This is a genomic window from Rhodophyticola sp. (genome assembly GCF_965284195.1).
Taxonomy (GTDB): domain Bacteria; phylum Pseudomonadota; class Alphaproteobacteria; order Rhodobacterales; family Rhodobacteraceae; genus Rhodophyticola.
The window spans coordinates 3964597-3989861 of the sequence record NZ_CBDIRM010000001.1; the positions used below are offsets into that span (position 1 = coordinate 3964597).

18 protein-coding genes and 4 pseudogenes are annotated in these 25265 nt (G+C 66.6%); 5 read left to right on the forward strand and 17 right to left on the reverse strand.

Annotation, left to right across the window (positions count from 1 at the left end; genetic code table 11):
• The first annotated feature begins 24 nt into the window (after positions 1 to 24).
• Positions 25 to 2529, forward strand: a complete 2505-nt coding sequence (locus tag ACQ651_RS19805) for a GcvT family protein (protein ID WP_430450248.1) — start codon at positions 25 to 27, stop codon at positions 2527 to 2529.
• A 30-nt stretch (positions 2530 to 2559) separates the two neighbouring features.
• On the opposite strand, the gene ACQ651_RS19810 is transcribed toward ACQ651_RS19805, so the two are convergent.
• From ACQ651_RS19810 to ACQ651_RS19885, 16 genes and pseudogenes are all read right to left on the reverse strand, one after another.
• Positions 2560 to 3090, reverse strand: coding sequence for a dihydrofolate reductase family protein (locus ACQ651_RS19810; RefSeq protein ID WP_430450249.1), 531 nt, complete (start codon positions 3088 to 3090; stop codon positions 2560 to 2562).
• A 140-nt stretch (positions 3091 to 3230) separates the two neighbouring features.
• Positions 3231 to 3584, reverse strand: coding sequence for a carboxymuconolactone decarboxylase family protein (locus ACQ651_RS19815; protein ID WP_430450250.1), 354 nt, complete (start codon positions 3582 to 3584; stop codon positions 3231 to 3233).
• A 69-nt stretch (positions 3585 to 3653) separates the two neighbouring features.
• On the reverse strand, positions 3654 to 4307 hold the full coding sequence (locus ACQ651_RS19820) for a DUF938 domain-containing protein (RefSeq protein ID WP_430450251.1): 654 nt from the start codon (positions 4305 to 4307) through the stop codon (positions 3654 to 3656).
• On the reverse strand, positions 4304 to 5383 hold the full coding sequence (locus ACQ651_RS19825; RefSeq protein WP_430450252.1) for an NAD(P)/FAD-dependent oxidoreductase: 1080 nt from the start codon (positions 5381 to 5383) through the stop codon (positions 4304 to 4306). Before ACQ651_RS19825 ends, ACQ651_RS19820 begins: the two co-directional genes overlap by 4 nt.
• A 122-nt stretch (positions 5384 to 5505) precedes the next feature.
• A complete protein-coding gene (locus ACQ651_RS19830) occupies positions 5506 to 5868 on the reverse strand; it encodes a DUF1428 domain-containing protein (RefSeq protein WP_375550671.1) in 363 nt (120 codons plus the stop codon).
• A gap of 157 nt (positions 5869 to 6025) precedes the next feature.
• Positions 6026 to 7105 (reverse strand): BMP family ABC transporter substrate-binding protein, encoded by a 1080-nt coding sequence (locus ACQ651_RS19835; protein WP_375550670.1) that lies wholly within the window; start codon positions 7103 to 7105, stop codon positions 6026 to 6028.
• On the reverse strand, positions 7102 to 7863 hold the full coding sequence (locus tag ACQ651_RS19840; RefSeq protein WP_227284486.1) for an ion transporter: 762 nt from the start codon (positions 7861 to 7863) through the stop codon (positions 7102 to 7104). Before ACQ651_RS19840 ends, ACQ651_RS19835 begins: the two co-directional genes overlap by 4 nt.
• A gap of 8 nt (positions 7864 to 7871) precedes the next feature.
• A pseudogene (locus ACQ651_RS19845) lies at positions 7872 to 8806 on the reverse strand (ABC transporter permease).
• Positions 8776 to 9903 (reverse strand): annotated as a pseudogene (locus ACQ651_RS19850) (ABC transporter permease). Before ACQ651_RS19850 ends, ACQ651_RS19845 begins: the two co-directional pseudogenes overlap by 31 nt.
• Positions 9890 to 11429: pseudogene (locus ACQ651_RS19855) on the reverse strand (ABC transporter ATP-binding protein). The pseudogenes ACQ651_RS19850 and ACQ651_RS19855 overlap by 14 nt, the downstream one beginning before the upstream one ends.
• On the reverse strand, positions 11426 to 12361 hold the full coding sequence (xdhC, locus tag ACQ651_RS19860) for a xanthine dehydrogenase accessory protein XdhC (protein WP_430450253.1): 936 nt from the start codon (positions 12359 to 12361) through the stop codon (positions 11426 to 11428). Before xdhC ends, ACQ651_RS19855 begins: the two are co-directional and overlap by 4 nt.
• Positions 12358 to 14796, reverse strand: a complete 2439-nt coding sequence (xdhB, locus tag ACQ651_RS19865; RefSeq protein ID WP_430450254.1) for a xanthine dehydrogenase molybdopterin binding subunit — start codon at positions 14794 to 14796, stop codon at positions 12358 to 12360. The genes xdhC and xdhB overlap by 4 nt, the downstream gene beginning before the upstream one ends.
• On the reverse strand, positions 14793 to 16190 hold the full coding sequence (gene xdhA, locus ACQ651_RS19870; protein WP_430450255.1) for a xanthine dehydrogenase small subunit: 1398 nt from the start codon (positions 16188 to 16190) through the stop codon (positions 14793 to 14795). Before xdhA ends, xdhB begins: the two co-directional genes overlap by 4 nt.
• A 178-nt stretch (positions 16191 to 16368) precedes the next feature.
• Complete coding sequence (locus ACQ651_RS19875; RefSeq protein WP_430450256.1) at positions 16369 to 16842, reverse strand: SRPBCC domain-containing protein; 474 nt, start codon at positions 16840 to 16842, stop codon at positions 16369 to 16371.
• A complete protein-coding gene (locus ACQ651_RS19880; RefSeq protein WP_375550662.1) occupies positions 16835 to 17302 on the reverse strand; it encodes an SRPBCC domain-containing protein in 468 nt (155 codons plus the stop codon). The genes ACQ651_RS19875 and ACQ651_RS19880 overlap by 8 nt, the downstream gene beginning before the upstream one ends.
• On the reverse strand, positions 17299 to 17643 hold the full coding sequence (locus ACQ651_RS19885; protein WP_227284478.1) for an ArsR/SmtB family transcription factor: 345 nt from the start codon (positions 17641 to 17643) through the stop codon (positions 17299 to 17301). Before ACQ651_RS19885 ends, ACQ651_RS19880 begins: the two co-directional genes overlap by 4 nt.
• A 127-nt stretch (positions 17644 to 17770) precedes the next feature.
• Here ACQ651_RS19885 and dnaE point away from each other — a divergent pair.
• Positions 17771 to 21221 (forward strand): annotated as a pseudogene (gene dnaE / locus ACQ651_RS19890) (DNA polymerase III subunit alpha).
• A gap of 377 nt (positions 21222 to 21598) precedes the next feature.
• Here the strand turns inward: dnaE and ACQ651_RS19895 are convergent.
• Positions 21599 to 21802, reverse strand: coding sequence for a SlyX family protein (locus tag ACQ651_RS19895; protein WP_227284476.1), 204 nt, complete (start codon positions 21800 to 21802; stop codon positions 21599 to 21601).
• 149 nt (positions 21803 to 21951) lie between these two features.
• Here ACQ651_RS19895 and hisS point away from each other — a divergent pair, with 149 nt between their 5' ends.
• From hisS to hisG, 3 genes are read left to right on the forward strand one after another with little or no spacing between them, the layout of a single operon-like run.
• Entirely contained in the window at positions 21952 to 23433 is a 1482-nt protein-coding gene (gene hisS / locus ACQ651_RS19900) for a histidine--tRNA ligase (RefSeq protein WP_430450257.1), read from the forward strand.
• On the forward strand, positions 23430 to 24545 hold the full coding sequence (locus tag ACQ651_RS19905; RefSeq protein ID WP_430450258.1) for an ATP phosphoribosyltransferase regulatory subunit: 1116 nt from the start codon (positions 23430 to 23432) through the stop codon (positions 24543 to 24545). The genes hisS and ACQ651_RS19905 overlap by 4 nt, the downstream gene beginning before the upstream one ends.
• Positions 24542 to 25231, forward strand: coding sequence for an ATP phosphoribosyltransferase (gene hisG / locus ACQ651_RS19910; RefSeq protein ID WP_430450259.1), 690 nt, complete (start codon positions 24542 to 24544; stop codon positions 25229 to 25231). The genes ACQ651_RS19905 and hisG overlap by 4 nt, the downstream gene beginning before the upstream one ends.
• The last annotated feature ends 34 nt before the right edge of the window (positions 25232 to 25265 follow it).

Below are 25265 nucleotides of genomic sequence, written 5' to 3' on the forward strand. Positions count from 1 at the left end.
TTTCCGACCGGAGTGCCCGCGCCCATGAAAACCCAAGTCAAAGCCCTTGTCGTCGGCGGCGGTGCTGTCGGCACCTCGATTGCCTATCATCTGGCCAGGGCCGGTTGGGACGATGTGATGCTTCTGGAGCGCGACGAGCTCACCTCGGGTTCCACCTGGCATGCGGCGGGGCTTCTGCCGCTCTTCAACATGTCCTACGCCACCACCCATATCCACGACTACTCGGTCCGGTTCTACAAGACGCTGGAGGCGGAGACGGGGCTGAATGCGGGCTTCGCGGTGGTGGGCAACCTGCGGATGGCGCAGACGCAGGAGCGGATGGACGAATACATGCTCTATGCCGCCACCGCCGAGACCGTGGGCATTCCCTATGAATGGCTGACCCCGGACGAGATCAAGGCGCGCTGGCCGCTCATCGAAACCGCCGATCTGAAAGGTGCGCTCTACCACAATACCGATGGCTATATTAACCCCGCCGACGTGACGCAGGCGATGGCGAAGGGCGCGCGCCAGCGCGGCGTGGCGATCGAGCGGAAATGGCAGGCGGACGGGTTTCACTGGACCGGTCAGGCCTGGGAGGTCACCTGCACGAAGATGGTGGAAAAGGGCGGGAACCTGGTGCCGTCGGACGAGCAAATGGTGATCACCGCTGAGCATGTGGTGACGGCGAGCGGCAACCATGCGCAGCGCACTGCGCGGATGCTGGGCATCAAGATCCCGGCCATCCCGGTGGAGCATCAGTTCATCGTCATGGATCAGGACCCGGCGCTGTTGGACTATCGCAGGAACGGCGGTGCCGAACACCCGGTGATCCGCGATGCGGATGCGCAGAGCTATGTGCGCGAGGAACGGGGCGGCTGGATCCTTGGCGTCTACGAGAAGGGCGCGCCGGCGCGGTTCGAGTATGGCGTGCCGGACAGTTTCCGCGCGGATCTCTTCCCGCTGGATCTTGAGCGGATCGAAGCGCAGTACATGGCGATGATCCACCGCATCCCGTCCTGCGAGGAGAGCGGTCTGAAGGACGATTTCAACGGCCCGATCTGCTACACGCCCGATGGGAACCCGCTGGTCGGCCCCGCGCCGGGGCTGGAGAATATGTGGCTGGCGGAAGGGTTCAGCTTCGGGATCACGGCGGCGGGTGGCACGGGCTATTACCTCGCGCAGATGATGGTCGACGGCGAGGCCGAGATCGATATGGCGAGCCTCGATCCCAAGCGCTACGGGCAGGATTGGATGACAACCGAATATGCCGCGCGCAAGAACGAGGAATGCTACGATCACGTCTATATCCTGCATCACCCCGATGAGGAGCGGGAGGCCTGCCGGCCTTTGCGGACCGCGCCTGCCTATGACCGGCAGAAGGCGGCGGGGGCGCAGTTCGGCTGTGTGAACGGGTTCGAGCGGCCGAATTATTATGGACCGCTGGATGCGCCGTCTTCGTTCGACAAGGACGCGCGGTCGTTCCGGCGTGGGGGCTGGTGGGACTATGCCAAGGCCGAGGCTGAGGCGATCCGCGAGGGGGTCGGCCTGATCGATGCGACCGCCTTTGCCAAGCACCGGATATCAGGCCCGGGGGCGACGGCGTTCCTGGATTGGTTCACCACGAACAAGCTGCCCAAGGTCGGGCGGATCAACCTGACCTATGCGCTGACCGATGCGGGGACGACGCGGACGGAATATACCATCGTGCGGATCGCGGAGGATGATTATTACCTCGTGAGCGCGGGTGCGTGGCACGCCTACGATCAGGATTACCTCTACAAGGCGATCATGGCGAATGAGGATCGGTTCGGGCGGATCAACGAGGAAGATGTCACGACCCAGTGGGGCGTGTTCGCCATCGCCGGGCCGAAATCGCGCGATGTGCTGCGCGAGATCGTGAAGGACGCGGACCCCGAAACGGTGCTGGGCAACAAGCGTTTCCCGTGGCTGTCGATGCGTAATATCGAGCTTGGCATGTGCCCGGTGCGCGCGATCCGTGTGGCCTATACCGGTGAGCTGGGCTGGGAGCTGCATCATCCTATCGACATGCAGAATTACCTGTGGGATCAACTGGTTGCCGCGGGGTCGGGCCATGGGATGAAGCTGGTGGGCGCGCGGGCGCAGAACTGGCTGCGGCAGGAGAAATCGTACCGTGCCTTCGGGACCGAACTGGGCCGGGACGCCACGCCGCTGGAGGCCGGGCTGGACCGGTTCGTGGACCTGTCGAAAGACTTGCGCGGCAAGGAGGCGATGACGGCGCTGGGCATCCGCTCCAGATGCGTGACGCTTCTGATCGACGGGCCCGGGGATGCGGACCCCTGGGGCCGGGAGGCGCTGTATGACGGCGACACCAAGGTGGGCCGCCTGACATCGGGCGGGTATTCCGTGGCCTTCGGCAAATCCATCGGGATGGGCTATGTGCGGCCCGATCTGGCCGTGACGGGCCGGAAGCTTCAGGTGAAGATGCTGAACCGGCTCTGGCAGGCGGAGGTGGTGGAGGACAGCCCCTATGACCCCGGCAACGCGGCGATCCGGATGGATGGATAGACCGCAGGCGGCGCGCGGCGCGCCAACTGGCTATGACAGCGCGAATTCCTGATAGATCAGGCCATTGGCATGGTCCCGCTGGTCCCGCAGGGTCAGCACCGGGGGCCGCGCCATGGCGGCGAAAAGCGGCACGCCGCCGCCCAGAAGGATCGGGGCGCGTTTGAGCCGCAGGCGGTCGATCTGGCCCATGGCCAGCAGATGCGCCGCCAGCACGCCGCCGCCGCAGAGATAGATCGGCCCGGCGCTTGCCGCGCGCAAAGCCCGCAGCGCGCCTTCGGGTGCCGCGCGCCAAATCTCCACATCCGCGGTTTCCGGCAGGGCGAGGCCCGAGGACACCACGATGCTGCGCGCCCATGGATAGGGGTTGGCCCCGGGCAGAAGCCCGAACCCATAGCCGAATTCATAGGTCGCCCGGCCCATCAGGACCGTGCTGTAACCCCGCAGGCGGGCCACGTAGTCATCGACGACCGTTCCCTGATGGGGAAAGGCCGAGATGTCGGCATTCGGGCCGGCAATGAAGCCGTCGGCGGAGACCGCCACGTCATAGATGATGGGATGCATGGACTGCTCCGTCTGATCGAGAAAGCCTTGGTCCGTTTCAGGACCGGAAAACGGGGGTCAGGCTGTCTTGATCACTGGCAGGGCACTCCTGTTGATGGGGGTCTGATAGCAGGCGCCGGCGGAGCGGGCAAGCCGCGGGGTCAGTCCGCGGCCCGGGTCGCGCCGCTCAACTCGTCGAAACAGGCCAGCGCCTTGGCGGCATACATCAGCGACGGCCCGCCGCCCATCTGCACCGCCATCGAGAGGACATCGGCGATCTCCTCCCGGCTGGCACCGGCGGAGATCAACGCCTCCACATGAAAGCCGATGCAGGGCTCGCAGCGGTCCGCGACCGAAATCCCGAGGGCCACGAATTCCTTGGTCTTGAGGTCGAGCGCCCCGCCCGTCTTGACCGCCTTGGACAGCGCGCCGAAGCCCTTGAGCGTGTCGGGTGCCGCGCCGTTCAACGCCTGAAGGTCGCGCCGCATGGCCGCGTTCTTTTCCATCCAGTTCATCGTCTGTCCCTTTTTTCAGATGTTTCCCGGCGCGTTACGGGGTGATCGCGCGCTGCACTTTGATCGACATCAAATGCGCCGTTCCGCGCAGAGCATCAGGTTGTTGGCGGGCAGTTTCACCGTTTCGAACAGAGACAGGCCGTGCCGGTTCAGGGCCGCGGCGATATCCACCACATCCTTGTAGCCGATGGCCGGATCCTGGGCGCGCAGGCTGGCGTGAAACCGGGCGTCGCCGTCGGAGGTCGCCTCCCCATCCCGCAGGAACGGACCGTAGAGCGCGAGGATGCCGCCGGGGGCCAAGGCCTTACCGATTTCATCTATAAGAATGGTGGTTTCGGCATCCGAAATCAGATGGATCAGGTTGACCAGAACGATCAGATCGGCCGGCTCTTGCGTTGCGGCCCAGCCCGGTTTGCAGGCGTCCAGCGCAATCGGCGGCAGCAGGTTCGGCGCCGGGTGCCGGGCCGACCATGCGGCGATGGAGGCGCGGCGGGCCGGGTCCGGGTCGCTCGGTTGCCAGATCAGCCCGGGCAGGGCCGGGGCGAAGGCCACCACATGTTCCCCGGTGCCGGAGGCGATTTCCAGCGCCCGGCCCGCCGGGGGCGCGATCCGGGTCAGGACCGACAGGATCGCCGCGCGGTTGCGCAGGGCGGACGGGGCGGACAGGGCGCCGTCGGGCGCCGGGCCGGGTGCATCGGGAAGATCGAGCCTGCGCGGGCTCATGCGAACCGGGCCGGGCCAAGGCGGGCCACGGTGTCGGGCGCAAGTTCCGGCGTGCGGCCGGACAGCAGGTCGCCCACCAGCCGCGCCGCGGCGGGCGCGGTCTGAAACCCGTATCCGCCCTGTCCGGCGACCCAGACGAAATCGGGCGCGTCCGGGGCCGGGCCCAGAACCAGACAGCGATCGGGCGCGAAGGTTCTCAGCCCCGCCCATGTGGCGGTGATGCGGGTCACCTCTTCGGTGACGAAGGGCTGGTAGCGCGCGATCCCCTCGGCCAGCACCAGATCATCGGCCCAGGCGTCATGGGGTTCGGCGGGGTCCTCTTCGGCGGGGGAAACGAGCCACGCACCCGCGTCGGGTTTCGCGTACCAGCTTTCGCCCGAGCCGATCACCATGGGCCAGCGGCGCACGTCATGCCCGCCGGGGGCGGGCATCCGCGCCATGGACCGGCGAAGGGGCTTGAGACCAAGCGGATGCACCCCGGCCAGTGCGGCAATGTGATCGGCCCATGCGCCCGCGGCATTGACCAGCACCCGCGCCTCGTGGGTCTGGCCGGTGGCAGTGACCTGCCAGAGCCCGGAGGCGCGGGTGATCCCGGTGACCTTCGCGCCATTCCGGATCTCGCCCTGATTGTCGCGGATCGCGCGCACGTAGTTCTGCAGCAGCCGATCCGTGTCGATATCCCATGCGGCATCGTGATAGGCGGCCATCGCCAGATGGGAGGGGTTCAGGATCGGAACCATCGCGCGGGCGTCATCCGGGCTGATCTCGTCCAGATGCATCAGCGCCACATCCTGCGCGAAGCTGTCGGCCTGGGTGGCGCTGGCGACGAACATCAGCCCGCGCGGCGACAGGACACCGCCATTGGCGGTCATGTGAAACGCATGGGATGCCTTGTTCAGCTCGATCGTGACCGGATGGCCATAATGCGCCTCGAACAGCGCGGCGGAGCGGCCCGAGGCGTGATAGGCCAGCGCGTCTTCGGCCTCCAGGAGCAGGACGGAGCCGAGGCGGCTGAGCTCCGCGCCGGTGGACACGCCCGCGATGCCGCCGCCGATGATGAGGAAATCATGGATCATGGGCCAGACGCTATGCGCCGCCCGCGCGCTGTGCAAGGCCCCGAAACAAAGCTGCCGGTGTCATCTTCCGCAGGGCCGTCGCGAAGGCGCGGCAGGTAGGCCGGTCTGCCCGCCGCGGCGTCTTACGCCCTGTCGGAGGCGGTGGAGAGGATCGGCGCGAAGCAGCCCATGATAAGACGTTTCTGATCGAACGGGGCGCCGCCCGGCGGATCGAAGCGCGGGTCTTCGGACATCGCTTTCTCGACCGCGTCCACGCTGGCCCTGTCCGGCCATTTTTGCCATGAGAAGACGATTTTCTCCTCGGGTCTCGCCCGGACGGCGCGGCGAAAATCGGTATGCTTTCCCACCGGCACGTGGTCTTCCCATGCCTCCACGATTTCAAGGCATCCGTATTCCATGAGAAGTGCCGCGGCCTGCCGCGACCAGAGCCTGTAATGCTCCAGCCTGTCTTCCGGCACGGGGATGACGAAGCCGACGATATACATGTGCGGGCGTCCCGATGGGTCCGATAGCGGTATTCTCGGCGTGTCTCCGCCCCGGATCAACAGGTTTCGGCCCCGGATCGGGCCGCACGAATGCGGAAAGGCCCGCGCGAAACGGCGGGCCTTTCGGTATCCTGATCGGTCGATCCGTCTGGCCGGATCAGTTGGGTATCTCGCCGGTGATGCCTTCGACGTAGAAATCCATGCCCGCCAGCGTGCCGTCATCGGCCACTTCGCCTTCGGCCAGCCAGACGGTGCCGTCCTGCCGGTTGATCGGCCCGGTGAACGGGTGATAGCTGCCATCCGCGATGCTGTCGGCCAGCGCCTGCGCCGAGGCGCGGACATCTTCGGGGATCCGCTCGGAGAACTCGCCCAGTTCTACCATGCCCGGTGCGATCCCATCCCATGTGTCGACGCTTTCCCATGTGCCGTCCATCACCGCCTGCGTCCGGGCGATGTAATAGGGCGCCCAGTTGTCGATGATCGAAGCGACGCGCGGGAAGGGCGCGAACTGCTCCATGTCGGAGGCCTGCCCGAAGGCCACCACCTCGGCCTCGGCGGCGACGGTCATCGGCGCGGTGCTGTCGGTATGCTGCATGATCACGTCTGCGCCCTGATCGATCAGGGCCTGGGCCGCATCGGCTTCCTGCGCGGGGTCGAACCATGTGTAGACCCAGACCACGCGAAACTCGACATCGGGGTTGACCTCGCGGGCGTGGAGATAGGCCGAATTGATGCCCCGGATCACCTCGGGGATCGGGTAGGAGGCGATATAGCCCACGATGTTGCTTTCAGTCATATGGCCCGCGATATGGCCGATCACCGCGCGGCCTTCATAGAAGCGGGCCGAATAGGTGGAGACGTTGGGATGATCGCGGCGGTATCCGGTGGCGTGTTCGAAATAGACCTCGGGAAAGCGCGCGGCGACCGCGTTGGTGGCATCCATGTAGCCGAACGAGGTGGTGAAGATCAGATCGGCGCCGTTCAGCACCATCTGGGTCATCACCCGCTCCGCATCCGCGCCTTCGGGCACGTTCTCCACATAGGTGGTTTCGACCGCGTCGCCGAAATGCTCCTCCACCGCAAGGCGGGACTGGTCATGCTCGTAGGTCCAGCCCAGATCGCCGATCGAGCCGACATAGACGAAGCCGACCTGCAGCGGCTCGTCCTGGGCGATGGCCGGCGCGGCCAGCCCAAGCGCCAGCGCGGCGCCGGCGAGATATGTCAAGTTGGGTTTCATTCCTTGGTCTCCTTGTTGGACGTGTTTTCCGTTTCGGTTGGGGTGCTCGGCCCCGCCTCGTATTTATCCGCCTCCAGAAGGGCGGTTGTGATAATGGCCGCCGGGCCCGCGACGATGCCCAGCCCGATGAACAGGACCAGCGTCGTGAACAGCCGCCCGCCAAGCGTGATCGGCACCAGATCGCCATAGCCCACCGTGGTCAGCGAGGCGACGGCCCACCAGAGCGACATCGGGATCGAGGTGAAGGCCTCGGGCTGGGCCGGGTGTTCGAAGACATAGATGCCCACCGCCGAGACATAGAGCATCATCGCGGCCAGCACGCCGAAGACCGTCAACTCGCCCTTGACCGCATGGAAGGCGCGCGCCATCCGGTCCAGCGCCCGCGAGGTGCGGAACAGTTTCAGCAGCCGGATCAGCCGCACGAGCCGCAGGATCCGCACCGCGGTCCATTGCGGTTGCAGGATCGCCAGAAGAGGCAGGATCGCCAGAAGGTCGATGAGGCCCCAGAAGCTGAAGACATATCTCAGCGGCCGGGGGGAACAGAGGATGCGGGTGATGTATTCCAGCGCGAAGATGGCCAGCACCGCGATCTCGAACCAGCCAAGCAGGCGCGTGACCGGCTGCGGCAGGTCCGGCATCGTTTCCATCGCGATGGCGATGGCCGACAAGAGGATCAGCGCGTTCAGCGCCAGCGCCACCCCGCGCCCGTCGCGCGGGTGCGTTCCATCGAGAAGCTGGATGATCCCGGCGCGTGTCATGGGCCCCCTTAACCGCTGGCATGGAACACCTTGCCCAAGGCTGCGGGTGCATTCAATGCGGCCCTGCCCCTGTCGGAGGAAATAATGACCAGAACGATGATCGTCACCAGATAGGGCGACATGTCGAGAAACATGACCGGAATGTTGATTTCGGCGGCCTGCAGCCGCAGTTGCAGCGCCGCGATGCCGCCGAAAAGATAGGCCCCGATCAGCGCGCGCCATGGCTTCCAACTGGCGAAGACCACGATGGCCAGCGCGATCCAGCCGGCGCCTGCGGTCATCCCCTCGGTCCAGGAGGGGCACGCGGACAAGGCTCAGATAGGCCCCGCCCAGCCCGGCGCAGGCCCCGCCGAACAGGATCGCGCAGATGCGGATGCGGATCACCTTGTAGCCCAGCGCATGGGCCGCGTCGTGGCTTTCGCCCACCGCGCGCAGGATCAGGCCCATGCGGGTGTGGCGCAGGGCGTACCAGACCCCGGCCACCAGCAGAACGGAGAGATAGATGACGAGGTCATGGCCGAAGAGGATCGGCCCGGCGACGGGGATGTCGCGCAGCGCCTGCGGGAACAGATCGGGGGTAAGCGGCGGGTTGATACCGGTATAGGCCTCGCCCATCAACGAGGACAGGCCGAGGCCGAAAAGCGTGAGCGCCAGCCCGGTGGCGACCTGATTGGACAGAAGATACTGGGTCAGAAGCGCGAAGATCAGCGACAGGCACCGCGCCGCCCACCGCGCCCGCCGCGAAGCCGAGCCAGGGCGAGCCGGTGTTGACCGCGATGGCGAAGCCGCGAGACCGCGCCGACGATCATCATCCCCTCGACGCCGAGATTCAGCACGCCGGATTTCTCCACCACCAGTTCGCCGATGGCGGCCAGAAGGATGCGGCGTGGCGGCGACCGATCAGCGCGGCGATCAGGAGTGACCGGGTCGATGCCCAATCCATGCCGCGACCTCCCGGCCGATCCTGACCCGGTAGTTCGAGAGTACATCCAGCGCGAGCAGGAAGAACAGGAGCATCCCCTGAAACGCCTGGATCGCGGAGGCGGGGATACCCAGCATCAGCTGCGCCAGTTCGCCCCCGATATAGGTCAGCGCCATCAGGAGGCCCGCCAGCAGGATCCCCACCGGGTGCAGGCGGCCCAGAAAGGCCACGATGATCGCGGTGAAGCCGTAGCCGACATTGAAGTCGATGCTGATCTGGCCCGCCGGGCCCGCCACCTCGAACAGCCCCGCCATCCCCGCCAGCGCGCCGGACACGCCGAGGCAGAGCAGCGATCAGCCGGGTCGGGTTCACGCCCGCGAATTTCGCCGCGCGCGGGGCCTGACCCGGCCAGCTTGATCTGATAGCCCATCAGGTGCCGGTTCAGCAGCACATAGGCTGAAGATCACCGCGATGAAGGCCGCGACCACGCCCCAGTGCATGCCCGTGCCCGCGATCAGTTCCAGCATTGTCGGTGCCGGGATGCTGGCTGCAGGTTGCGGCTGCCGGGAAAGCCGCAGCCCGTCGGGATTGCGTCAGAAAGCCCGTGCGCCATCGGAGGCGAGGATCTGCCTCGGCCACATAGACCAGCAGCAGCGACACGAGGATCTCGTTGGTGCCGGAACCGGATGCTTCAGCACCGCCGGGATCATCGCCCAGGCCCAGCCGCCGAACAGCGCCGGCCAGCACCATGCCGGGGAAAGATCAGCAGGCTCTCCGACGGGTAGAAGGCCAGCCCGAATGCGGCGCCGCAGATCGCGCCGATGATGTATTGCCCCTCCGCGCCGATATTCCAGATGCCGGCCCGGAAGCCCAGCGCAAGCCCGATCGCGATCAGGATCAGCGGCCCGGCCTTGACCAGCAGTTGCGGGCGGGAATAAGCTTGCGAAGCGTTCGTCGAACAGCGGGTCGAGGAAGATGATCCGGATCGCCTCCACCGGGTCCTGACCCAGTATCGCGAACATGATCCCGCCGGCGATCATCGTCAGGATCACCGCGATGACCGGGGTCGCGAGGATCCAGACCCGCGACGGCATGGGCCGTTTTTCAAGCCGGAACATGGGGCATCTCGCCATCGGCCTCGTGCATGTCATGGGCGCCGCCCAGCATCAGGCCGATCTCTTCCATGCTCAGCCCGCGGGCCGGACGCGGGGCGCTCAGCCGCCCTTCGTTCAGGGCGCAGAACCGGTCGGAGATCTCCAGCAACTCGTCCAGATCCTGTGAGATGCAGATCACCGCCGCGCCGTTCTGCGCCAGATCGAGAAGCGCCTGCCGGATATCGGCGGCGGCGCTGGCATCCACGCCCCAGGTCGGCTGGTTGACCACCAGAACGCGGGGGGCCTGCATGATCTCCCGCCCGATCACGAATTTCTGCAGATTTCCGCCCGAGAGCGCCCGGGCCGCCACATGGGCCCCCGGCGTGCGCACGTCGAATTTCGCGATCACCTGCTCGGCATAGGCCTGCGCCCCGTTCCAGTTCAGAAACCCGTGCCGGTCGAGCCCCTGTCTCAGCCGCGCGGTCAGAAGCGCGTTTTCCGTCAGGCTCATATCCGGGGCGGCCGCATGGCCCAGCCGTTCCTCCGGCGCGCAGAGCAGCCCCAGCCTGCGCCGCTCGTTCGGGCCAAGCGCGCCGATCTGCGCGCCTTCCAGCGCGATCGCGCCAGGGCTCGTGCGGGCCTCGCCCGAGAGCGCCGCCAAAAGCTCGTCCTGCCCGTTGCCCGCGACCCCGCCGATGCCGAGGATCTCGCCCGCCCGCAGTTCCATCCCGATATGGCGAAGCGGGGTGCCGAAGGGCGTGGCGGGCTCCAGCGAGAGGCCCGTCACCTTCAGCAGTACCGAGCCGGGCGGGGTGGCGGCGCGCGCCGGCGCGGCCAGCGACTTGCCCACCATCAGCTCGGCCATATGCGCCGCCGAGACCTCGCGCGGGGTGCATTCGGCCACCACCTTGCCCAGCCTCAGGATCGTGGCCGCGTCGCACAGGGCGCGGATCTCCTCAAGCTTGTGGGAGATATAGAGAATGGCCGTGCCCTCGGCGCTCAGTTTCCGCAATGTGTGGAACAGGATCTCCACCTCCTGCGGGGTCAGAACGCTGGTCGGTTCGTCCATGATCAGCAGTTTGCGGGTCCTGCAGCAGGCAGCGGATGATCTCCACCCGCTGGCGCTCTCCCGCGCTCAGATCCCCCACCAGACGGTCCGGGTCGAGCGGCAGGCCATAGGTTTCGGACACCTCCCGGATCTGTTGCGCCAGATCGCGCGGTCGGGGCGGGTCCTCCATTCCGAGAGCCACGTTTTCGGCCACGTTCAGCGCCTCGAACAGGCTGAAATGCTGAAACACCATCGCCACGCCCGCCGCGCGGGCGGCGCGCGGTTCGGCGGGGGTGAAGGCCCGCCCCTCCAGCGTCATGCTGCCCGCGTCCGGCCGGACCAGCCCATAGATCATCTTGACCAATGTGGATTTGCCCGCGCCGTTCTCGCCCAGAAGCGCGTGCACCTCGCCCGGGCGGATGGCGAAGGACACCGCGTCATTCGCGACGACCCCGGGATAGGCCTTGGTCAGGCCCGCAATCTCCAGAAGCGGGGCCGTCACCGAAACATCTTTCGGAGGGAATATGCCGGTTTTTCGTGCATCTGCCCGCCAAGTAACCGCGTGGCGACGCCCACTGCAATGGCTTGCGGGTGCTTGCCCAGTTCCGGATCGCCGATCGGGCAGGTGATGCCCGAAATTTGTGCAGCGCTGTGGCCCAGATCCGCCAGGCGTTTCCGGAAGCGCGCCCATTTCGTGGCGCTGCCGATCAGCCCGCAGCTTTGAAACGGCTGGCAGAGCGCCCCGTGGCAGAGCGCGAAATCCATCTCATGGGAATAGGTCATGATCAGATGATGCGCATCCGCCGCCGCGTGGCGCATCGCCAGTTCGGGCCGCGCCGCGGGCAGAACGGTGACGCCATCGGCGACGGGATCGGGAAACCGCTGCGGCCCGGTATCGACCCATGTGATCGCGAAATCGGGCAGCGGCGCCAGCACATCGACCAGCGCCCGCCCCACATGGCCCGCCCCGTAGATCCAGACCGGCTGGCGGCGCGCGGCGAGGGGTTCGATGAACCAGTCCGAGACATGAAGCGGGCGGTCGACCCCGCGCGCGATGGCGCGGTCCACCGCCTCGGGCCGGGAGCCGGGCGCCATCACCGGATGGGCATGGGGGAAGCTCCCGGGCAGCCTGTCGCGGGTGAATAGCTCGAAGGAGAGGACCACCGCCCCGCCGCAGCATTGCCCGAGCGCGGGGCCAAGGGCGAAGGCCTTGCCAGAATGAAGGATCTGCCGGTCGAGGTTGCTGCGCGCCATGGCGGCCGCGTCATACTCCAGCCGCCCGCCGCCGATGGTGCCCGACTGCCCGCCGTGCCAGACCAGCATCGCCGCGCCCACCTCACGCGGGGTGGAGCCGCGGGTTTCCACCACAACGACCCGGCAAACCTCGCCATGGGCGTCCACCGCCCGCTGCAGCGCTGGCAGATCGAAGCTCACGCGCGCGCCCGTCCGACCGCGCGCAGCACCTCTTCGGCGGTCGCGGGGGCATGCAGGTCGGGATAGGCGGGCCCGGAGGCCGCGCAGGCGTCGCTCAGCGCCATCAGCACCGAAATGCCCAGCATCAGGGGCGGCTCCCCCACGGCCTTGGAGCGATAGATCGTCTCCTCCCGGTTCGGCCGGTCCCAGAGCGCGACATTGAAGATGTCGGGCCGGTCCGAACAGGCCGGGATCTTGTAGGTGGAGGGGGCATGGGTCCGGAGCGCGCCCTTGGCATCCCAGACCAGCTCTTCCGTCGTCAGCCAGCCCGCGCCCTGTACGAACCCGCCTTCGATCTGGCCGATATCGAGCGCCGGGTTCAGGGAAGCGCCCGCATCGTGCAGGATGTCGGTGCGCAGGATCCGGTTCTCGCCGGTCAGCGTGTCGATCACCACCTCGGTGCAGGCCGCGCCATAGGCGAAATAGAAAAATGGCCGCCCGCGGCCCGCGATCCTGTCCCATTCGAGCTTGGGCGTGCGGTAGAACCCCGTGTCGCTGAGCGAGACGCGCGCCATGTAGGTCATGCTCACCGCCTCTTCGAAGGTCATCTCCGCGCCGTCCGCGCGCAGCATGCCCCCGTCGAAGATCACCGCCTCGGGCTCGGCCTGCAGATGCGGGGCCGCGACCCGGGCGATCCGGGCCCGGATCTCGTCACAGGCGACTTTCACCGCCATCCCGTTCAGATCGGTGCCGGAGGAGGCCGCCGTGGCAGAGGTGTTGGGCACCTTGCCGGTATCGGTGGCCGTGATCTTCACCCGCTCCAGCCCCACGCCGAACCGGCTTGCGGCCACCTGCGCCACCTTCTGGAACAGGCCCTGGCCCATCTCGGTCCCGCCATGGTTCATGTGGATGGAGCCATCCTGATACACATGCACCAGGGCACCTGCCTGGTTCAGATGGGTGAGCGTGAAGGAGATGCCGAATTTCACCGGCGTCAGCGCGATCCCCTTCTTCAGCACCGGCTGGGTCGCGTTCCACGCCGCGGCCGCCGCGCGCCGGCCCGCATAGTCGCAGCTTTCCGACAAGGCCTCCGTCATCTCGTGCAGGATGAAATCCTCCACCTCCATCCCGTAGGGCGTGGTGTTTCCGGTGGCCGCGGGCGCCGGCGAATAGGCCGCGCCGAACCGCCGCCCGCCGCCGGAGCCGCCCTCCACCCGGACCGATCCGCGCCCGGCCAGATCGGCGGTGTCGAGCGGCGCGCCGGTCTTTGCCCCGGGCGTGTCGCCGGTGGCGGTATCCGAGGATGCCGCCTGCGCGGGGGGGTAGTAATTCACCCGCCGCACTTCCAGCGGGTCGCGCCCCAGGATATGGGCCACATGGTCCAGCACGCGTTCGATCCCCACCATGCCCTGCGGCCCGCCGAACCCGCGAAAGGCGGTGGCGCTCTGGGTGTTGGTCCTGAGCCGGTGGGAGGTGATCCGGGCCGCCGGCAGAAGATAGGCGTTATCCGCATGCAGCATGGCGCGGTCCGCGACCGGCAGGCTCAGATCCATGGACCAGCCGCAGCGCACATATTGGGCGAAATCCACGCCCGCGATCCGGCCGTCCGCTCCGAACCCGACCCGGTAGTCGATCCGGAAGTCGTGCCGTTTGCCGGTGATCAGGAAGTCGTCGTCCCGGTCGTAGCGCATCTTGCAGGGCCGCCCGGTGGCACGCGCGGCCACGGCGCAGGCAATCGCCAGATGGTTGCCCTGGCTCTCCTTCCCGCCGAAACCACCGCCCATGCGCCGCACCTCCACCCTGACGCCATGCATCGGCAGGCCAAGCGCATCGGCGACCTTGTGCTGGATCTCGGTCGGGTGCTGCGACGATGACTGCACGATCATGTCGCCGTCTTCCTGCGGCAGGGCCAGTGCCGCCTGTCCCTCCAGATAGAAATGCTCCTGACCGCCGATCTCGATCCTGCCATCGGCCACATGATCGGCGCTCGCCAGCGCCGCCGTCACGTCGCCCTTGGTGTAAACCCTTGGTCCGTCTTCGAAAATCGAACCTGCGGCCAGCGCATCCTCGATCGTCAGGATGGCCGCCGTCTCCGCGTAGGAGACCTGCGCCGCCCGGGCCGCCCTGCGCGCGGCCAGATGGCTGTCGGCCACCACCAGAAACAGGGGCTGGCCCAGATAATGCACCGTCCCGTCGCTCACCAGCGGCTCGTCGTGGTTGGAGGGGGAGCAATCCGGGATCACGTCGAAATCCGCCGCTTCCATCACCGCCACGACCCCGGGCGCGGACCTGACCGCATCCAGATCCATGGCCGTGACCGTGCCCGCCGCGACGGAGCTGATCCCGAAGGCCAGATGCAGACAATCCGCGGGCGTCGGGATGTCGTCCACATAGCGCGCGGCGCCCGTCACATGGAGCCGCGCCGCATCATGGGGCAGGGGCTTGTGCGCGCTCATGCCGTCACCGCCAGCACATCGGTCGCCACGCCCCGATCCTCATGGAAGGCCCGCAGAAGCATGTTTCGCGCCGCCTCCATCCGGTAGTCGGCGGAGGCGCGCATGTCGCTCATCGGGGCGTAATCGCGCGCGAACGCCGCCATCGCCGCCCGCACCGTCTCCTCCGTCCAGGGGCTGCCGGTCAGGGCGGCCTCGACCGCGCCGGCCCGTTTCGGCGTGCCCGCCATGCCGCCGAAGGCAATCCGCGCCGATGTCACGGTGCCATCTTCTACAAGAATATTGAAGCACCCGCAGACAGCCGAGATATCCTGATCGAAGCGTTTGCTGAGCTTGTAGCAGCGAAGCCGGTCGGCCTGCACCGGCAGGGAAATCGCCTCGACGAACTCGCCGGGTTGCCTGTCCTGCCTGCCGTACTCGATGAAAAACGCCTCCAGCGGCATCTCGCGCCGCGCATCTCCCTTGCGCAGATGCAGCCGCGCGCCCAGCGCGATCAGCGCCGGCGGGCTGTCCCCGATGGGCGAGCCGTTGGCGATGTTGCCGCCCAGCGTGGCGGCGTTGCGCACCTGCACCGAGCCGTAGCGCCGGATCATCTCCGCAAGGCTCGGGTGCCGGTCGGCGAAGAACGCGCCAAGCTCGGTCAGGCTGGTCATCGCGCCGATGCGGATCACGCCGTCATCGTCGGTGATCCCGCGCAGGTCGTCACACCGGTTCAGGAACGCCACCGGGGCCAGATCGCGCAACTGCTTGGTGACCCATAGACCCACATCCGTGGCGCCCGCGATCAGCGTCGCGTCGGGATGGGCCTCATACCACGCGGCAAGCGCATCGGCGGAGCGTGGGGCGAAGGCCGCCGATCCGTCCCCGTCCCGTGGGACGGCGTCCGGCACGGCCAGGGTGCCCAGCGCCGCCGCATCGGTACGCATCCAGTCGGGCACCGGCTCGGCCGCGGCCGCCTCGGCGGCGCGCAGGATCGGCGCATAGCCCGTGCAGCGGCAGAGATTGCCCGCAAGCTGATCGTCGAAATCCCTGCGCCCGTTCAGATGCGCCACGGCCATGGAGACGATGAAGCCCGGTGTGCAGAAGCCGCACTGGCTGCCGTGGTGCGCGACCATCGCGTGCTGAACCGGGTGCAACTGCCCCTCCGGTCCGCCCAGCCCTTCGACTGTTCGCACCGCGCGGCCCTGCACCTGCGGCAGGAACAGAATGCAGGCATTCAGCGCCCGCGCCCCGTCCGCATCGGTCACCATCACGGTGCAGGCGCCGCAATCGCCTTCGTTGCAGCCTTCTTTCGTGCCGGTCAGCCCGCGCGTCTCGCGCAGCCAATCCAGCAGCGTGGTCGTCGGAGATGCCTCGACCTCCACAGGTTCCCCATTCAGAAGAAACCGGATGCTCATGAGATTTGCCCGCCGCGTTACCGTAACTACGGGTGGTCTCCGGCCTTCGATGCGGCGTAGAAGGCGGCCCGTTTCCCTGTTCGACCGTCAGCCAGCAAAGCGGGGAACGCGGCATATTGCAAGCTTTCCCTGCCGTGGGCCTGCCCGCCTTTGCGGCAGTTGCCCGTTTTTCGGGCGGCTAGCCCAGCCCGCTGGCCAGGTCGTCGAGCTGGGCAAGGGTCGTCGCCCATCCATCGGCAAAGCCCATCTCCTCATGGCGGCGCCGCGCCTCGGCGGAGTTGTGCATCACATGGGCGCGGTAAAGCGTGCCGCCCGCCTGCGGGGTCAGCGTGATATCGGCGGTCATGAAGGGTGTCCCGTCGCCGGGACGGAAGCCGGCCCGGACGGCATCGCCGTAAACCAGCCGCCGACAGGGCTCGGCAAGGAAGAAACAGCCCTCGCTCGGCATCAGCGTTCCATCGGGCAGCTTCATCACCACGAAGGCCCGCCCGCCGCTGCGCAGGTCATTCTCCACCTCGGTCACCTCCACACCGGGCGGGGTGAACCATTGCCTGAACAGATCGGGGTCTTCCCAGCAGCGCCAGATCGTCTCCGGCGCCGCACGGATCAGCCGTTCGATCTCCAGATCGGCATCGGCATCGAAATCAGGCATTTTCAACCTCGCCCGCGATTGCCGCCATCTTCGCGATCAGGTCCGTGGTCCCGGCCAGCCGCGTCTCGCGCCGGTCTCCGCCATCCAGAAACACCGCCTGTTCGGTGTAGATCACCCTGCTGCCGGCCCCATGCGCGTGAATGCAGACGGTCGCGAGAGAGGCCGACAAAAGCGCCTCCGCGGTCGCCATGGTGAAGCTGTAGACCAGCCGCCCGGGCGCGCGCATCTGGATGTAGCGCGCCTCGAACTGGAAGCTTCCGATCTCGTCATGGCGGAACCGGCTGCGTTCCACGCCACCCTCGCGCAGATCGGCCTCGTAGCCCTCCGCGTGCCATCCGTTCGATACTTCCGGGGCGAACCAGCGGCGCTTCAGATCCGGCTCGGCCCATGTGCGATAGACCGTCTCGGGGCGGGCGGCGATCTCCCGCGTCACATCGAATGTCTGAAAATCCGTATTCATTCCATCTCCTTTCGCTCCAGATCCTCGGCCAGCGCGGCCATCCGGTCGATGCGGCCCTCCCAAAGCTGCTTTTGCTGTGCAATCCAGGCGTCGGCCATGGCGAAGGCCTCGGGGTGGAGCGTGCAGACCCGCACCCGCCCGGACTTGCGCGACCGGACGAGGCCCGAGCGTTCCAGCATGTCGAGATGTTTCAGAAAGCTCGGAAGCGCCATGTCGTGGGGTCCGGCCAGTTCCTTGACCGGCGCGGGCCCCCGGCCCAGACGCGCGATGACGGCGCGGCGGGTCGGATCGGCAAGCGCCTGAAAGAGGGTGTCGAGACCGGGTGTGATTCGATTAGCCATATGGCTAACTATCATGAAAATGCGCTGAAACAAAGCCAGAAGGCTAAGTTTTCGATTTTGCGGTTATCCCCAACATCCGGTGGCGTTCCTGTGGCGCGCCCCATCATCCTGCGGTAGCCTTGCCCGCATGAGCAGTGATCCGCGATTCATCCATCTCCGCCTCCACACCGAATATTCGCTCCTTGAAGGGGCGATGCGGGTCAAGAAGCTGCCCGGTCTCGTGGCCGATGCGGGCATGCCCGCCGTGGCCGTGACCGACACCAACAACATGTTCTGTGCGCTGGAATTTTCCGAAACCGCGGCCCGGGCCGGTGTCCAGCCGATCCTCGGCTGCCAGATCGACGTGGAATACGAAACCGCTGCCCCGGGGGAGCGCGCGCGCCCGGCCGCGCCGCTGGTCCTGCTGGCCCAGAACGCCGAAGGCTATGCCAATCTGATGAAGCTCAACTCCGCGCTCTATCTGCGCGGCGACGGGACGCTGCCGCATGTCACGATGGCCGAACTGGCGCGGCACGGCGCGGGCCTGATCTGTCTCACGGGCGGACCCGAGGGCCCGCTTGGCCGCCTCTTGCAGGATGGCCAGAAATCCCGCGCCGCCGCGGTTCTCTCGGCGCTTCGGGAGATCTATGCCGACCGGCTCTATATCGAGCTGCAACGCCATCCCCGTGACGATGCCAGCCCGCCCGAAGCCGAGCGGCTGACCGAGCGAATGGATTCGTCGAAACCGCCTATGGCGAAGGGTCTGCCGCTGGTGGCCACCAACGATGTCTATTTTCCCAAGGCCGACATGTACGAGGCCCATGACGCGCTGATCTGTATCGCGCAGGGCGCCTATGTCGACCAGCAGGAGCCGCGCCGCCGCCTGTCGCCGCAGCATTACTTCAAGACTCCCGCCGAGATGGCGGCGCTTTTCGCGGACCTTCCCGAAGCGCTTGAAAACACGGTGGAAATCGCGCGCCGCTGCGCCTTTAGGGCGCGCACCCACGACCCGATCCTGCCGCGCTTCGCCGAGAACGAGGTGGAGGAGTTGCGCCGTCAGGCCCGCGAGGGGCTGAAGGCCCGGCTGGAGATCATCGAGCCCGCCGTGCCCGTGGAGGAATACGACAAACGCCTCGAATTCGAGCTGGGGATCATCGAGGGCATGGGCTTCCCCGGCTATTTCCTGATCGTGGCCGATTTCATCAAATGGGCCAAGGATCACGATATTCCCGTGGGCCCGGGCCGCGGCTCCGGCGCGGGCAGCCTTGTGGCCTATGCGCTCACCATCACCGATCTGGACCCGCTCCGCTATTCGCTGCTGTTCGAGCGGTTCCTGAACCCCGAACGGGTGTCGATGCCGGATTTCGACATCGATTTCTGCATGGACCGGCGCGAAGAGGTGATCCGCTATGTGCAGGACCGCTATGGCCGCGACAGGGTGGGCCAGATCATCACTTTCGGCGCGCTGCTGTCCAAGGCGGCCATTCGCGATGTGGGCCGGGTGTTGCAGATGCCGTTCATGCAGGTCGACCGCCTGTCCAAGATGATCCCGGTCGAAGGGGTCAAACCCGTCTCGATCGAAAAGGCGCTGGCCGACGAGCCGCGCCTGCGCGAGATGGCCAAGGAGGAGGAGGTTGTCGAGCGGCTTCTGACCTATGGCCAGCAGGTCGAGGGCCTGTTGCGCAATGCCTCCACCCATGCCGCCGGCGTGGTGATCGGGGACCGGCCGCTCGACGAGCTTGTCCCGCTTTATCAGGATCCGCGCTCGGACATGCCGGCCACCCAGTTCAACATGAAATGGGTGGAGCCCGCAGGGCTGGTGAAATTCGACTTTCTGGGCCTGAAGACGCTGACGGTGGTGCAGAACGCCATAGATCTTCTAAAAGAAAAGGGGATCGTGATCGATCCGGGCCTGATCCCGCTGGATGACGCGAAAACCTACGATCTGTACGCCTCCGCCAAGACGGTCGCGGTGTTCCAGGTGGAAAGTTCGGGCATGATGGACGCGCTCCGGCGCATGAAGCCGGACTGCATCGAGGATATCATCGCGCTGGTCGCGCTCTACCGGCCCGGCCCGATGGAGAACATCCCGAAATTCTGCGAGGTGAAGAACGGAATTTCGGAACGCGAGCTTCTGCACCCGACCATCGACCATATCCTCGACGAGACCCAGGGCATCATCGTCTATCAGGAACAGGTGATGCAGATCGCGCAGGAGATGGCGGGCTACAGCCTTGGCGGCGCCGACCTGCTGCGCCGCGCGATGGGCAAGAAGATTCAGGAGGCGATGGATGCCGAACGCCCGAAATTCCTCAAAGGCGCCGCGGAAAACGGCGTCGACGAGAAGAAGGCGATCGAGGTCTGGAACCTGCTCGACAAGTTCGCCAATTACGGTTTCAACAAATCCCACGCCGCCGCCTATGCGGTCGTCAGCTACCAGACCGCGTGGCTGAAGGCCAATCACCCGGTCGAATTCATGGCCGCGGTGATGAATTGCGACATCCACCTGACGGACAAGCTTGGCGTCTACAAGCAGGAGGTCGACGCGGCTGGAGATCGAGACGATCCCGCCATGTGTCAACCGCTCTTCGGCCAGGTTCAGCGTGAAGGACGACAAGGTGGTCTATGCCCTTGGCGGGCTCAAGAATGTCGGCGTCGAGGCCATGAAACTTATAGAAGAAGCGCGCGGAGACACGCCCTTCGCGACGCTCTTCGACCTTGCCCGCCGGGCCGATCTCAAGCGCGTGGGCAAACGCTCCCTCGAAATGCTCGCCCGCGCCGGCGCCTTCGACGAGCTGGACCGCAACCGCGCCCGCGTCTTCGACAGCCTCGATGCGCTCACCGCCTATTCCGCCGCGATCCATGACCAGCGCGCCTCCGATCAGGTCTCGCTCTTCGGGGAGGCGGGCGACGACCTGCCCGAACCGCGCCTGCCAGACCGCGACGACTGGCTTCCCAATGAGCGGTTGGCCAATGAACACATGGCGATCGGCTTCTACCTCTCCGGCCACCCGCTGGACGATTACATGCCGGCCCTGAAGCGGAAGGGCTGCAAGACCCTTGCGGACGTGCAGGCGCGGGTGCAGGGCGGGGCCTTCGTCGCCAAGATGGCGGGCGCAGTCTCCTCCCGGCAGGAACGCAAGAGCCAACGGGGCAACCGCTTCGCCTTCGTGCAGTTGTCCGACCCGACGGGGCTTTACGAGGTCACCATGTTCTCCGATGTGCTGGAGGCATCGCGGGAGCATCTGGATACCGGCGCAAATGTCGTGCTGCAGGTCGAGGCCACGCTGGAGGGCGACAGCCTGAAGCTGCTCGCCCGCGGCGTTCAGCCCATCGACGACAACATCGCCGGCGAGATCGGCCGGGGTTTGCGGGTTTTTGTAGAAGAATCCGAGGCGATTTCCACCGTGGCGGGTCTTCTGGACCGCGCCAGATCGGAATCCAGACTGAAAGGCCGCGGTCCGGTCCATCTCTGCCTCATGCATCCTGACCTGCCGGGGGAGGTGGAGGTGCTTCTGGGCGAGGACTTCCCGGTCAACCCGCAGATAAAGGGTGCATTGAAGAGCCTTGGCGGGGTGATGACCGTGGAGGAGGTTTGATACCGGGTGAAGACTTTCGCAGGTCTCTGTCGACAACCACCATTTCGCGACGCCCTCCAGACGAGAGGATCAGGCCAGCCAGAAAGCAGAGCCCGCCAGGAAAGGAGCTGATCACTCCGGCCAGGACTGTCATGGCGGTCCCTGCCTGAACTGCGCCGGTCGCCGCCGCGCCTCGGTCGCCCTGATCGGTCATGCTGACGATATCTGTCGTCACGGCTCCCGAAAGAGCCATTGTCGGGAGGGGCGAGAGAAACAGGTTTTCGTCGCGGGCCGCCGGGCCTCCATTTGCCAAGCCTGAACATCGGGTCGCAGGGTGTCGGGGCTCCGCCCGTTCGCAGGCGAACCGCTCCGCCGGAGCGTTTCCGGGGTGCCTGCTCTCACCAGTGCGGCGGTTTCGCATCGGCCAGCGGCAAGGTTCCGCCGCTCTCCATCTCCCGCTCCGCCTCGCGCATCATCAGCATCTCCACCCGCCGGGTCAGCGTGGCTATCTCCGCGTCTTGCCGGGCGACGACCTCCGACAGGTCCTCCACCGTCCTGATCAGATGCGCCATCCGCTCTTCCAGCTCCGTCCGATCCGCCATCTCCGCCTCCTTGCGATCCGCCGCCGCGTATATACCGGTTCTATACCCGAGATATACCGCATCTATATGCCCGGTTTCAGCCCCGCCTTGCCCCGGTCGCCCCCCTCGGCTACACGTCCCGCGACCTTTCAGACCCGGACGCAAGCCCCATGGCCAAAGTGAAGAAACAGCCCCGCCCCAAGGCCGAAACGCCCAAAGGCTTCCGCGATTACTTCGGCGCCGAAGTGACCGAGCGCGAGCAGATGTTGCGGGTGATCGGCGAGGTCTACCACAGATATGGGTTCGATCCGCTGGAAACCTCCGCTGTGGAGACGGTCGAGGCTCTGGGAAAGTTCCTCCCCGATGTGGATCGTCCCAATGCGGGCGTCTTCGCCTGGCAGGAGGAGGAGGGCGATTGGCTGGCGCTTCGCTATGACATGACCGCCCCGCTGGCCCGCGTCGCGGCCCAGTTCCGCAACGATCTGCCAAGCCCCTACCGGCGCTTCACCATGGGCCCCGTCTGGCGCAACGAGAAGCCTGGGCCGGGGAGATTTCGGCAGTTTTATCAATGTGATGCGGATACCGTCGGGTCGGCGTCTATGGCCGCGGACGCGGAAATCTGCGCGATGCTGGCGGACACGTTGGAGGCCGTGGGCATCCCGCGCGGCGACTACATCGTGCGAGTCAACAACCGCAAGGTCCTGAACGGCGTGATGGAGGTCGCGGGGCTTGCCGGGACCGACAAGGAGGCCGAACGTGGCATCGTGCTGCGCGCCATCGACAAGCTGGATCGCTTGGGCGAAGAGGGCGTCCGCGCGCTGTTGGGCGCGGGCCGGGAGGATGCCTCCGGCGATTTCACCAAAGGGGCCGGGCTGGCCGACGCGCAGGCCGATATCGTCATGGGCTTCATGGCCGCCAAGCGGGACACGGGCCCGGCCACCGTCGCCCGGCTGAGCGCGCTTGTCGCCGGTTCGCAGATCGGCGCGGACGGCGTGCAAGAGCTTGAAACCATTTCCGAACTTCTGGCCGCGCAAGGCTATGGCCCGGACCGGATCGAGATCGATCCAAGCGTGGTTCGGGGGCTGGGCTACTACACTGGCCCGGTCTACGAGGCCGAGCTGACATTCGAGATCACCGATGAGAAGGGGCGCCCGCGGCAGTTCGGGTCCGTCGCCGGCGGTGGCCGCTATGACGATCTGGTCAAGCGGTTCACCGGCCAGGACGTGCCTGCCACCGGTATCTCCATCGGTGTCGACCGGTTGTTGGCGGCGCTCCGCGCGACGGGCCGGATCGGCGGCAAGGCCCGTGGTCCGGTGATTGTCACGGTGATGGACCGCGAGCGGATGGGCGATTATCAGGCGATGGTCGCGACGCTCCGGCAGGCGGGCATTCGCGCGGAGGTCTATCTGGGCAATCCGAAGAACTTCGGTAACCAGTTGAAATACGCCGATAAACGCGAAAGCCCCGTAGCCGTCATCCAAGGTTCGGACGAGGCCGCGCGCGGCGTGGTCCAGATCAAGGATCTGGTTCTTGGCGCAGAGCTTGCGGAACGCGTCAGCCATGAGGAATGGAAGTCCCAGCCCGCGCAGCGGGAGGTGCCCGTGAGCGATCTGGTGACCGAAATCCGCGCCATTCTGGACCGGCAGGGGTGAGCGACAAGGCCACCATACGGGCCGAGGCCGCGCGGCTTCAGGCCTTTTTCACGGCGTCGGGCGCTGTGCCGGTGGAGGCCGATCTGCTGCAATCCGCCGAGACGCTGCTGGATCTCTACGGGGAGGATATCCGGGCGCGCGCCTATACCACCCACGATCCCGACCGGGGCGAGTTGATGCTGCGCCCAGATTTCACCGTGCCCGTGGTGCAGATGCATATGGCCAATGGCGCGGAACCCGCCCGATACACCTATCTGGGCGAGGTGTTCCGCAAGCAACAGGCCGACAGCAGGCGCGCGAGCGAATATCTTCAGGTCGGATACGAGGTGTTCGATCGCGCCAATCCCGCCGCCGCCGATGCGGAGGTGTTCGCGCTGTTTTCGGAAGTGTTGTCACCGCTAGGTCTGGCGCCGGTCACCGGGGATATCGGGATCCTTCTGGCCGCGGTCGACAGCCTGTCGACCACGGACCGGCGCAAACGCGCGCTGCGCCGGCATATCTGGCGCCCACGCCGGTTCAGGGTCCTCTTGGACCGGTTCACGGGCCGCAAACCCGCGCCGTCCGGTCGTGCGGCCCTGCTGGAGCGTGCCGAAACCGGGTTGGAGGCGCTGATCGCGTCGGGCGGGCCGATGATCGGCCTGCGCGGACCGGACGAGATCGAAAGGCGGATCCGCCATCTTCAGGAGGATGCCGCCGCCGAGCCCATCGGCGCGGCCGAGGCGGAAGTGCTGGATGTCATCCTGTCGCTGCGCGAAACGCTGAACAATGCCCATGAGCAACTGCGCGACATTGCCGTGGACCTGCCGGGCATGTCCCACGCGGTGGCGCGCATGGCGCGCCGGATGGACGCGCTGGATCAGGCTGGCGTGGATGTGGCGGGCCTGCCGTTCGAGGCGAGCTACGGTCGCACGAATATGGAGTATTACGACGGGTTCGTGTTCGGATTTCTGGCGGAGGGGCAGCCGCGGCTGCCACCCGTGGCGACCGGCGGGCGCTATGATGCGCTTTGCCGGATGCTGGGCGGCGGGCGGGAAATCCCGGCCGTGGGCGGCGTGATCCGGCCCGAACTGGTGCATGCGCTGCACAACGATCTCGCGGAGGGCGGATCATGAGCCTGAAGCTTGCGGTTCCGTCCAAGGGCCGTTTGATGGAGAAGACCTTCGACTGGTTCGCGGCTCGCGGCATCGGGATGCGGCGCAGCGGCTCCGACCGGGAATACGCCGCACATGTGGATGGCGCGGATCTGGAGCTTCTGCTGCTCAGCGCCTCGGAGATCCCGCGCGAGTTGCAGGCCGGGCGCATTCATCTGGGCGTCACCGGCAGCGATCTGGTGCGGGAACGGATCCCGGGATGGGAGCAGGTCGTGCGCGAGATGGAACCGATGGGCTTCGGCTTTGCCGATCTGGTGATTGCCGTGCCCCGGGTCTGGGTCGATGTGGACACGCTGGACGATCTCGATGCCGCCGCGGCCGATTTCCGCGCCGCGCACGGGTTCCGGCTGCGGATCGCCACGAAGTATCACCGTCTCGTCCGGGAGTTCCTGCGGGACGCGGGCGTCGCCGATTATCAGCTGGTCGACAGCCAGGGCGCGACCGAGGGAACGGTGAAGCATCTCACCGCCGAGGCGATTGCCGATATCACCTCCAGCGGGGATACCTTGCGCGCCAATCATCTCAAGGTTCTGGAAGACGGGTTGATCCATCGCAGCCAGGCCATCCTGTTCAAGTCCCGCAAGGCCGACTGGCAGCCCGCCGACCGGGCCGCGCTGAAGAACGTTCTGGCGAAGATCGGCGGCTGAGCGCGGCCGCTGTGCCGGCAGAGACCGGGCAGGG